Genomic DNA, 10194 nt, shown 5'->3' with positions numbered 1-10194 from the left:
TTGGCGTGAGCACGATGGCCTTCAACCTCAACGGTTTCAACTTCAACCAGTCGATCCTCGACGGCCAAGGCCGTGTGGTGAACACCTGGGCAGACGTTCTGAACCGCGCTGGTCTGGGTATGGAAGTAATGCACGAGCGCAACGCTCACAACTTCCCGCTTGACCTTGCTGCTGCTACTGCCACACCCGTGGCACTGACCGCACCTGCAATCGGTTGATAGTCAACAGCCCAGCTACGGCTGGGTAATACGGAATCCCAAAAGCTCCCTTGAATAAGGGGGCTTTTTTGTTGCATGGGTGGTTGGGCTTGGTGGGCAGGATGAATATCAACCGCAAATAGGAAAAACATCAGAGCAGCCCCTACCCTGAATGCGCAAGTTGGCGCCGGCCATGCGGATTGCTATTTCTGGATCCCATTCCCTCGGGAAGTCCACGGTCGTAAATGATTGGGTTGCGCTTAATGGCGACTACATGCGCGAGGAGGAGCCATATCGAGTTCTTAGCTTGCGGGGTCCCTATGAGATTCTTTTTCGCGATGCCTCCACGCGATTGCATAACGGGATTCAGCTTTACTACAGCATTAGCCGTCTTAATCGCTATTCCACGCCTGCCCAGCAGGTCATCTTTGACAGGGCACCAGTTGATTACATTGCCTATTCCCAGTACACGGCAAACCAGCGTTCGACTGATATTGATGACGACTTCGTCATGTCAATGGTCTCTGCGGTAAGGGAATCTTTAGATCGTCTTGATATCTTGGCCTTCGTGCCTCAGTCTGATGATTGGCCGGTGGCCATGGAGGATGACGGTATTCGTCCGGTCGATCATTCCTACCGCGACGAGGTAGACGCTATTTTTAAGCAGATTTATCGAGATGGTCGTTTTGATATTTTGCCGAAAACGAGTCCGCCGTTGTTAATTGAGCTGGTGGGCTCGCCCGAGCACCGTTTGCTGCAGTTGGCCCAGGCGGTTGAGCAAGTGCAGGTCGAAACCCCCTGACGTTAAGGAGCTGTGATCAGGCTTTCGCTATTGATGTTATTTTTTAAGCCGGTGATCGGATTTGAACCGACGACCTACTGATTACGAATCAGTTGCTCTACCCCTGAGCTACACCGGCAGCTCAATGAAATTAGCATTCAGGGGTTGGCCTTGATGGGACGGGTAAGTGATGGGATCCAAGCCAGATTCAATTGATCCCGCCCTTAAGGCGAGGTTGCTCCAAGAAGCTCGTACCCCCTGGCGTGGTCTGCGGCGCGGTCTCTGGGTGGCCTTGGCAGCTTCTGGTGCTGTGGGGTTAGCAACGATGGCAATGCGATTGGCAAGCGGAGCTGAAGTTGCCTCAACCGACTTGCTGATCCAGGTCGGTGCGCTCAGCTTGTTCGGCAGTCTCTTCTGGTTGGATCGCAACCGTGTCGGCGACTGAAGACGCTTCAGGTTGGACGATAACCTCTGCTGCTCGAGCAGCAGGCAAGTCGTCAATTACCGGTTTGGCTGGTGCTGCCTGTCTGGCAACCGGCTGGGTGGTCAGAAGCGGGTTCAGCAGCAACAGGGGCAGTCCTAGGGACATTCGCTGGCTGACGAGCTGCTGCAGGCTCAGGGGTGGACGCTCAGGGAGGGTGGCGGGGTTGCGGATTAGCAGGGCGCTTGCCTGGATCAGCTGTTGCCACTGCCAGGTAATTACTGCTAGCAGCGGGCAGGCCACCAGCAGACTCACGAAGCGAGGGCTGGCGGCCAGTGGGGAGAGCGGCGTAGCTAGGGCGGCGTGCTGGTCTATCCACCAAAAAAGGGGCAGCAGGGCTGCAGCGCCAGCTGCCATCAGGAGCTTGTGCACCAGGCTGCTCTGCAGTGCCGCCAAGCTGAGCTGGGCCCCGCTCCTGGCTTTGATTGGTACCTGGATTACCAGCAAAGAGCAAACGTCGGCTGGGCGCTGCCAGAGCAGGATTGCTGGCCCTAGGGCGCCGATTGCCCAGGCCAGCATCCGCTCCAGCCCAGGCAGGGGGCCAGGATCAGCCCCCGCCAGCACAAGTACCAACCCCAAAAGCTCCAGTGGCACGGCCCCAAGGGCCACCAGCTGGAGCCAGAGCAGGGGCTCGCTGCGGGGGTTCACGGAGGTCAGATGGTGAGGGTTCGGCGCTGGGTGGCCAGTTTGAACGCCTCCACCCGATCCCCTTCCTGCCAGCCGGTGTAGCGGTCGGTGCCGATGCCGCACTCGAAGCCGGTAGCAACTTCCTTGACGTCGTCCTTGTTGCGACGCAGGGAGTCGAGGTCGCCCTCGAACACCTTCTCCTTGCCGCGCCACACCCGCACTTTGCAGTTGCGTTGCAGCTTGCCGCTGGTCACATAGCAACCAGCCACGGCACTGCGGCCAATGGTGAATACGGCGCGCACCTCGGCTTCGCCGAGGGACTCCTCCACCAACTCCGGCTCCAGCAGGCCTTCCATAGCCATCTGGATGTCTTCCAGCAGCTTGTAGATGACGTCGTAGTCGCGCACGTCGACGCCGGTGGCATCGGAGGCGCGTTTGGCGCCAGGGGCCATGGAGGTGTTGAAGCCAACGATCACGGCGCCGGAGGCGGCGGCTAGATCGACGTCGGTTTCGGTGATCTCGCCCGGTGCGGAGAGCAGAACCCGCACCTGCACCTCGCCCTGAGGGAGCCGCTCCAGGGAGCCGAGAATCGCCTCCACGGAGCCCTGCACGTCAGCTTTGAGGATCAAGTTGAGCTCCTTGAGCTCGCCCTCGCTGGCTTGGCCCGACATCGAGGCTAGGGAAACCCGGCGTGAAGCCATTTGCTGGGCAAGACGGGTGGCCCGTGCCTCGTTGGCGCGGTCGCCCACCACCGAGCGGGCGGTCTTCTCATCTGGATAGACCTCAAATTCGTCGCCAGCGGTTGGGACTTCGCTGAAGCCGAGGGCTTCAACGGCATAGGAAGGACCTGCCTCCTTAACCCTCTTGCCGGTGTCATCCACCATGGCTCGCACCTTGCCCAGTACCGGGCCGGCTGCCAGCACGTCACCAGCTTTGAGGGTGCCGTTCTGAATCAGCAAGGTGGCAACAGGACCCTTGGCCTTGTCGAGGTGAGCCTCGATCACGGTGCCCCGAGCCATGCGGTTCGGGTTGGCCTGAAGGTCTTCCACCTCGGTGACCAGCAGGATCATCTCCAGCAATTTGTCGACGTTCTCACCTCTGAGGGCGCTCACAGGCACCATCACAGTGTCGCCACCCCAGTCTTCAGCCACCAGTTCGAGGCCGGAGAGCTCCTGTTTGACCCGGTCGGGGGAGGCGCCTTCCTTGTCGATCTTGTTGATCGCCACCACGATCGGCACCTTGGCGGCCCGGGCATGGCTTATGGCTTCCAGGGTTTGGGGCCGAACACCATCATCGGCTGCCACCACCAGCACAGCCACGTCAGTGACCTTGGTGCCGCGGGCCCGCATGGCGGTGAATGCCTCGTGGCCCGGGGTGTCTAGGAAGGTGATCTTGCGTTGTTCGCCTGCGTGGGGGATCTCGACTTGATAGGCGCCGATGTGCTGGGTGATGCCGCCGGCTTCGCCCGCTGCAACCCTGGTTTTGCGGATTGCGTCCAGCAGGCTGGTCTTGCCGTGGTCGACGTGGCCCATCACGGTCACCACGGGTGGGCGACGGATTAGGTGGGCGCGATCGCTTTCCTCGATCATCTCGACCGTCTTGGCGGCCGCTGCCTCGACGTCGTCTTCGAGTACCGGTACGCCGAATTCCTCGGCCACCGCTTCGATTGTGGAGAGATCAAGGCTCTGGGTCACCGTGGCGATGACGCCCTTGAAGAAGAGGCTCTTGATGATCTCGGAGCTTTCCACGCCGAGCTTTTCGGCCAGCTCCTGCACGGTGAGGTTGCCCTCCGGCACGATCAGCATTTCGGGCCGAACGGCCTTGGCCTCGCGGGTTGCCCGCAGTTCCATGGCCCGGCGGCGCTGCCTCTGGCGGGTGGTTTCCTTCTTGCGCTTGCGCATCGCCGCCATGGGTTTGGCGGCAGGGGCGGGTGCGGTGCGGGGCTTGGCCGGTCGGGCCAGGCTGGCCTGCAACACATAGGCCTCCTGTTCACCGGCGTAGCCACCGGTTTCAGCCGTGAGCGCATCATCGTTTTCGCCGATGATGTGAACCTTGGTGCGCTGCTTTTGCGGCGTGCGGCTGCGCAGGGCCTCCAGTTTGGCGCTGTCGTCCCAGTCAGGGCGACGGGGGCGTCCTGCTGCACCAGCGGGAGTTGGCGCCCGGAAGCCAGGCCTTCTGGGGGCTGCTGGCGGGGTTGCGCTAGGTCGCACCAGTTCCGGGGTGCCGCCGGGGCTGCTGGGTGCACCTGCTGGGGCTTCGCTGCGGTCGCCGGGGCGCCGCGGCGGCGGAGCTGTGGGGCGGCCGGAGGGCTTCTGGAGCTGCATCAGCTCGCCAGGCGCCATTGGCTTGCGCATGCCGGCTGGCATACCCGGACGGCCAGGTGCAGCCGGGCGACCGGGAGCTCCCAGGCCAGTAGGTGCTCCAGGGGCTGCGCTATCGCGGCGAATCGGCTTGCCGACAAGCTCCAATGGGGTTGGGCCAGGACGGCCCCCAGCTCCAGGCTGGCCGGGACGGGTTGGAGCTGGCACGCCAGCGCGTTGGGGGCTGGCGGGACGCTGACTCAGGGGCGCCCTGCCTGCGGGCGGAGCCGGGCGGCTGCTGGTGGTGCCCGCAGGGGTGCTGATGGGCCTACCTACCAGCTGGGGCTTGCCGGGCGCTGGCCGCATCGGCAATTCCGGTTTGCGGCTCGCAGCTGGTGCCGGGGCTGCAGGGGCCGGGCGGGACGGGGCTGGTGTGGCGGGGCGAGCTGGTTTGGATGCAATCACCACAGGCTTGCTGGGTGAGGCAGCAGCGGGCCTTGCTGGTGCCGGTGGCTTGCTAGGTGCCGGTGGCTTGCTCACCAAAATGGGCTTGCTGGCAGCCGCCGGCTGTTTTACAGCTTCTGGTGCTTTTACAAGCTCAGGCTGTTTGGCAGCCTCCGGCTGCTTAGAGACCAGCTGAGGCTTGGCAATCACTTGTGGCTTGGAGGCCAGGGGTGGCTTGCTTGCCAAGGGCGGCTTGTTGGGCTGGGCTGGCTTACCCGCAGGAGCTGCGGCAGGACGGGCCGGTGGCATGACCGGCTTGGCTGCCGCCGGAGCGACCGGCCGGGGGCTGGTGGCTGGCTGGGGAGGGGCGGGTGATGTGACAGCGGTGGTCTCAGCCTTTTTGACGGAGAGGATCGCTTTCGGTGGAGCTGCAGAGGCCGGCGCCGCCGCCTTGCTGCCGTTCGAGCCGCCCTCGATCAAGGAGCGAATCCGTGTCGCTTCGTCGTCGCTGATCGAGCTGCTATGGCTCTTTGCCGCAACCCCCAGCTTCTCGGCGGCGTCGAGCACGTCCTTGTTCTCCAGACCTAAGTCCCGGGACAGCTCATAAATTCTGACTTTGCCGCTGCTGGTCATTCAGGTCTCCATGGGTCGGGGCCCAAGGGCCGCCATGCGGGGCCGAGGGGCACACCAGGCCGCACGCGCGCTGCGGCCAATGTTCATCTTGCCTCAGAGGCGAGATCGGCGCCTGGGGTCAGGCGCTTTTCCAGCGTTTCGACAATTGCATCTGCAACCTGGCAGCGCAGGGCCCGCTGCAGACGCTTACGTCGTTTCGCCTCTTCTAGACACGCCTGGTTGGGGCAGAGATAGGCCGAACGGCCCATGCCCTGATCCAACCCGAGTCCCCCTTCGGCCAGCCGAATTACCCGCCAAAGCTGCTGGCGATCCAGCAGCGCGCGGCAGGCAACGCAGCGCCGAAGCACGGCACGGCGACTCACCGGGCCTCTGCCTCGGTTGCCTGGGGCGCCTCCTCTGGAGCGGGCTCATATTCGGCCTCGGCCACCTCCTCTTCCTCGTAGTAACCGGCTTCGTCTTCTGGCAGCGGATATAGCTCCCGCAGACGGGCATCCTCCTCGGCTCGGGCGGCCTGTTCGATTTCAAGGCGGGCTTCGGCTTCGGCCTGAAGAGCCTCCTCCTCTTGCCGCTGAGCAATCAGCTCAGCCACGACCGCATCTTCCGATGCCTGGTCGTATTCGCCGGCATTTTTGATGTCGAGCTTCCAGCCGGTAAGGCGGGCGGCTAGACGCACGTTCTGGCCTTCGCGGCCAATGGCGAGGCTGAGCTGATCGGAGGGAACCAGCACGTGGGCGTGCTGGCCTTCAGGGTCGACCAGGCGCACCATCTCAACCCTTGCCGGGCTGAGGGAGTTGGCGATGTACTGGCCCGGGTCGGGCGACCAGCGAATCACGTCGATTTTCTCGCCACGCAGCTCGTTCACCACTTGCTGAATTCGGGAGCCGCGGGCGCCAATGCAGGCACCCACTGGATCAACTTCGCGCTCCACTGAGTCGACGGCCACCTTGGTGCGCGGGCCGACTGATCGGGAAGGGGGATTGGCTTCCCTGGCTACGGCGACGATTCGGACCGAACCCTCCTGGATCTCGGGAACTTCATTCTCGAACAAATAGACCACCAGGCCCGCGTTGGAGCGACTCACGAATAGCTGGGGGCCGCGCCGCGCCACCTCGCTCACTTCCTTGAGGAACACCTTGAAGGTGGCATTTGCCCTGTAGTTGTCGTTCGGCAGCTGGTCGCGGCGGGGGAGCTCGGCCTCAACCTCGGGGCGACCCAGGCCAGAACTCACGGCCATGATCACGCTTTGGCGCTCGAAGCGGATCACCCGAGCGGTGAGCACGGGATCTTCCAGGTCGGCGAACTCCTCTTGGATCATGCGGCGCTGCTGGTCACGCAGCTTCTGAGCCAGCACCTGCTTGGTGGTGGCGGCGGCCATGCGGCCGAAGTCGTCTTTCTCCGGGGTGACATCCAGCACCACCGTGTCGCCGATCTGGGCGTCATCGGCAACCTGCTGCACTTCGGCAAGGGCGATCTGGTGGTCTTCGCTCTCAACTTCCTCAACAATTATCTTCGAGGCCAGAACTCGGTATCCCTCCTCCTCCAGGTCCAAGCCCACATCGAAGTTGGAGAAGTAGTCCTCTTCGAAGGGGTCTTCGCTGATCCCGAGGTAGAGGGTGCGGCGGTAGCGCTCGTAGCCCTTGAGCAGGGCTTCCCGCAGGGCAGCCTCCACTACGGCGGGCGCAAGTTTCTTCTCGTCGCTGATGTCCTCGATCAGGTTATTCAGACCGGGGAGCAGAACCAGGGCCATGGATCAGGGGTGAGAAATGGTCAGGGAAAGGTCAGTCGGACTCGGATGGGGTGACCAGGCAGACGCTGATCACGGAGTCTCGGGGGATGCGCTGAGTGCGGCCGCGGATGTTGATGTGAACATCCGTCGCATCGCGCTCTAGGAGGAGCCCTTCGCGCCCTTGGTTGTCACGGCAGAGCACGACAACAGGAAATCCGCGAAATGAGCGGAAATCACGATCGTCGCGCAGGTCGTCGCTGACGCCAGGACTGCTGACCTCCAGCACATAAGCATCACCAAGCAGCTCAGCTGCCTCGATCGCCTCGGCCAGCGGTGCACTAAGGGAAGCGCACTCATCCAGGTTGATGTCACTGCCATCAGCCCGCTGCACCAGCACCTGCACCGTCATGGGGATGCGATGGGTGAAGACATGCACTCCTTTGAGCTCAAAGCCAGTAGCCACCACAGCCGCTTGGGCTAGGCGCTCCAGGTCTGGCAGGAGAGGGTGGGGCAATGGGGCGGGGAAGCTGGGGGCAGGTGGCCCGCCGGCTTGTGCAGTACTAAAACTGCCCTACAAACCACAGCTGTTCAGCAAAAAACTGAACTTTTAGCGAAGCGCTGAATGCTCAGCGAGGCGCCAAACCGTGATTAGAGGGTACGCCCGCCGGGCAAGCGATAACCCTAGGGGATGGACGGCTCACGGGCCAGGAGCCGCCGCCGGAGGTATTTCGATGATCGGGGCTTCGGCGAAGTAATCGCTTTGTTGGACGGTGCCCCTTTGGCTGGCGTCCTGATTCAGGCACTGTGCTTGCTGTTCGCCGGTGCGCAGGTATTGGCATACCCGTGCCCAGAGCTTTGCCCGGGTGCCCGGGCCTCCCTGGCTGAAGTGCACTAGGTCGTTGCCGCCAACCATGCCCTGGATTTCCACCTGGCAAAGGCTGCATCGCTGACGCGTGCCGGGGGGAATGGCTGCCATAGCTGCTGTGCGATCTGGATTCAATTTAGGTCGTTACAACCGCCTTCCTGCCCCTATCCCCAATCCCTGCCGGCTTGATGGGCTCCCTAGCCTCATAGCCATGCGTCAAAGAGCGTCGATGAAGTGGGTTGTGGGGGCGAGCTTGTCCTTCGTCAGGCTGGTTTGGACGGTCGGCCTCGGCCTAGCCCTGGGACTTGGATCTTTCAGCGCTGCTGCCCTAGCTCTGGAGCCTGGGGTCGATCCCATTGGGCAGGCCATTCCCCACAGCTTTGTGGCCGAGGCAGCTCGGGCCGTGGCGCCAGCGGTGGTGCGGATCGACACCGAGCGCGAGGTGGCTCGCCAAGCCTTTGATCCCGCCCTGCTCGATCCTTTGCTGCGCGATCTATTCGGCGATCCCTCCGGCAGCATGCGAGAGCGGGGGCAGGGGTCTGGCGTCGTAATCGATGCAGTCAAGGGCCTGGTACTCACTAACGCCCACGTGGTCGATCAGGTCGACAGCGTTGAGGTCACCTTGGCCGATGGTCGCCATGTGGACGGTGCGGTGGTGGGCGCAGATTCGGTGACCGATCTGGCCGTGGTCAAAATCTCCGGCGCGCGGGATTTGCGCTCCGCCCGCCTGGGCGACTCCGAGGCCCTGGAGGTGGGCGATTGGGCCATTGCCATGGGCAGCCCCTATGGGCTCGAACGCACCGTGACCCTGGGCATCGTTTCGAGCCTGCACCGCAATATCAACAGCCTGGGCTTCTCCGACAAGCGGCTCGATCTGATCCAAACCGATGCGGCCATCAATCCAGGCAATTCCGGTGGTCCGCTGATCAACGCCAGTGGCGAGGTGATCGGTATCAACACCCTGGTGCGCTCTGGACCAGGCGCAGGATTGGGATTTGCGATACCGATTAATTTGGCCCGAGGTGTGGCCAGCCAGCTCAGCAGCGGCGGCCAGGTAATTCACCCCTATCTGGGCTTGCAGTTGGTGCCGCTCACTGCTCGCCGCGCCCGGGACAACAATCGTGATCCCGAGGCTCTGTTGCAGCTGCCAGAGCGGGATGGTGCCCTAGTGCAAAGGGTGCTGCCCGCTAGTCCAGCGGAAACGGCTGGCCTGCGCCGCGGTGACCTGGTGGTGGCTGTGGCAGACCAGCCAGTGCCCGATCCGGCGAGCCTGCTGGAGCGTGTTGAGCGCAGCAGCGTTGGCGAGCCCCTGGCGCTCACGGTGGTTCGGGGTCAACGGGAACTCAGCCTGATGATCAAGCCGGCGGCCTTACCCCACTCCGGTTGAGCACTGCTACGGTCGCGGCCGATTCAGGAATATTTGATGTCGGATCTGCAGGACCGGATGAAGCAGGCAGTGGCTGCTGCGGCCACTGAGCAGATCCAGAGCGGCATGGTGGTCGGCCTGGGTTCCGGCTCCACCGCAGCCCTAATGATTCAGGCCCTAGGCGCCAAGCTCAAGAGCGGTGAACTCAGCGATGTGGTGGGTGTCACCACCTCCTTCCAAGGCGAGGTGCTGGCAGTTGAGCTCGGCATTCCGCTCAAGAGCCTTAATGCGATTGAGCGTATCGATCTTGCAATCGATGGCGCAGATGAGGTGGATCCCGCTTTTCAGTTGATCAAGGGCGGTGGTGCCTGCCACGTTCAGGAGAAATTGGTAGCAGTGCGGGCCGAGCGCTTTGTGGTGGTGGTGGATTCCACCAAACTGGTGGACACCCTCAACCTCGGCTTCCTACTGCCGGTGGAGGTGCTCCCCGGTGCCTGGCGTCAGGTGCAAGCCCAGCTAGCCGTGATGGGTGGCGATGCCCAGTTGCGCATGGCAGTCAAGAAGGCTGGTCCGGTGGTGACCGACCAGGGCAATCTCGTGCTGGATGTGAAATTCGCAGCTGGCATCAGCGATCCTGCGGGACTGGAGCCGGCGATCAACAACCTGCCGGGCGTGCTGGAGAACGGCCTGTTCGTGAACATCACCGAACAGGTGCTGGTCGGTGAAATCGTGGATGGAGAGCCCCGGGTGCGGGATCTGGTTAAGCGCTGAGGC

At 62.9% G+C, this 10194-nt stretch carries 10 protein-coding genes, 1 tRNA gene and 1 pseudogene; 5 read left to right on the top strand and 7 right to left on the bottom strand.

What is annotated here, in order from left to right; translation table 11 throughout:
- Both KBY85_RS02020 and KBY85_RS02015 read left to right on the top strand, forming a co-directional pair.
- Nucleotides 1-218 (top strand): annotated as a pseudogene (locus KBY85_RS02020) (photosystem II q(b) protein); the annotation flags it as partial.
- Between the two features lie 151 nt (nucleotides 219-369).
- On the top strand, nucleotides 370-999 hold the full coding sequence (locus tag KBY85_RS02015) for an AAA family ATPase (RefSeq protein ID WP_254959882.1): 630 nt from the start codon (nucleotides 370-372) through the stop codon (nucleotides 997-999).
- 46 nt (nucleotides 1000-1045) lie between these two features.
- Here the strand turns inward: KBY85_RS02015 and KBY85_RS02010 are convergent.
- Nucleotides 1046-1117: transfer RNA gene (locus tag KBY85_RS02010), tRNA-Thr, on the bottom strand.
- 51 nt (nucleotides 1118-1168) lie between these two features.
- Between KBY85_RS02010 and KBY85_RS02005 the strand changes: the two genes are divergently transcribed.
- Entirely contained in the window at nucleotides 1169-1423 is a 255-nt protein-coding gene (locus tag KBY85_RS02005; RefSeq protein WP_254959881.1) for a DUF3493 domain-containing protein, read from the top strand.
- Here KBY85_RS02005 and KBY85_RS02000 read toward each other — a convergent pair.
- From KBY85_RS02000 to KBY85_RS01975, 6 genes are all read right to left on the bottom strand, one after another.
- The gene (locus tag KBY85_RS02000) at nucleotides 1340-2107 is read right to left on the bottom strand and encodes a low-complexity tail membrane protein (protein WP_254959880.1); all 768 of its coding nucleotides are present in this window, start codon (nucleotides 2105-2107) and stop codon (nucleotides 1340-1342) included. The two genes, KBY85_RS02005 and KBY85_RS02000, sit on opposite strands and share 84 nt — an antisense overlap.
- Before the next feature lie 5 nt (nucleotides 2108-2112).
- The gene (infB, locus tag KBY85_RS01995) at nucleotides 2113-5463 is read right to left on the bottom strand and encodes a translation initiation factor IF-2 (protein WP_254959879.1); all 3351 of its coding nucleotides are present in this window, start codon (nucleotides 5461-5463) and stop codon (nucleotides 2113-2115) included.
- An 83-nt stretch (nucleotides 5464-5546) separates the two neighbouring features.
- Nucleotides 5547-5825, bottom strand: coding sequence for a YlxR family protein (locus KBY85_RS01990; RefSeq protein WP_106502372.1), 279 nt, complete (start codon nucleotides 5823-5825; stop codon nucleotides 5547-5549).
- Complete coding sequence (gene nusA / locus KBY85_RS01985; protein WP_254959878.1) at nucleotides 5822-7210, bottom strand: transcription termination factor NusA; 1389 nt, start codon at nucleotides 7208-7210, stop codon at nucleotides 5822-5824. The genes KBY85_RS01990 and nusA overlap by 4 nt, the downstream gene beginning before the upstream one ends.
- A gap of 31 nt (nucleotides 7211-7241) precedes the next feature.
- The gene (locus KBY85_RS01980) at nucleotides 7242-7703 is read right to left on the bottom strand and encodes a ribosome assembly cofactor RimP (protein WP_254959877.1); all 462 of its coding nucleotides are present in this window, start codon (nucleotides 7701-7703) and stop codon (nucleotides 7242-7244) included.
- Between the two features lie 183 nt (nucleotides 7704-7886).
- Complete coding sequence (locus tag KBY85_RS01975) at nucleotides 7887-8165, bottom strand: hypothetical protein (protein WP_254959876.1); 279 nt, start codon at nucleotides 8163-8165, stop codon at nucleotides 7887-7889.
- A gap of 100 nt (nucleotides 8166-8265) precedes the next feature.
- Here KBY85_RS01975 and KBY85_RS01970 point away from each other — a divergent pair, with 100 nt between their 5' ends.
- A complete protein-coding gene (locus KBY85_RS01970; RefSeq protein WP_396121799.1) occupies nucleotides 8266-9441 on the top strand; it encodes a trypsin-like peptidase domain-containing protein in 1176 nt (391 codons plus the stop codon).
- 36 nt (nucleotides 9442-9477) lie between these two features.
- Nucleotides 9478-10191, top strand: coding sequence for a ribose-5-phosphate isomerase RpiA (rpiA, locus tag KBY85_RS01965; protein ID WP_254959874.1), 714 nt, complete (start codon nucleotides 9478-9480; stop codon nucleotides 10189-10191).
- Nucleotides 10192-10194: the final 3 nt, after the last annotated feature.

Origin of the sequence: Cyanobium sp. BA5m-10 (genome assembly GCF_024346255.1) — a bacterium.
Classification (GTDB): domain Bacteria; phylum Cyanobacteriota; class Cyanobacteriia; order PCC-6307; family Cyanobiaceae; genus Cyanobium_A; species Cyanobium_A usitatum.
Note: the sequence above shows the minus strand (reverse complement) of the source record. Positions and strands in the feature narration are given on the sequence as shown.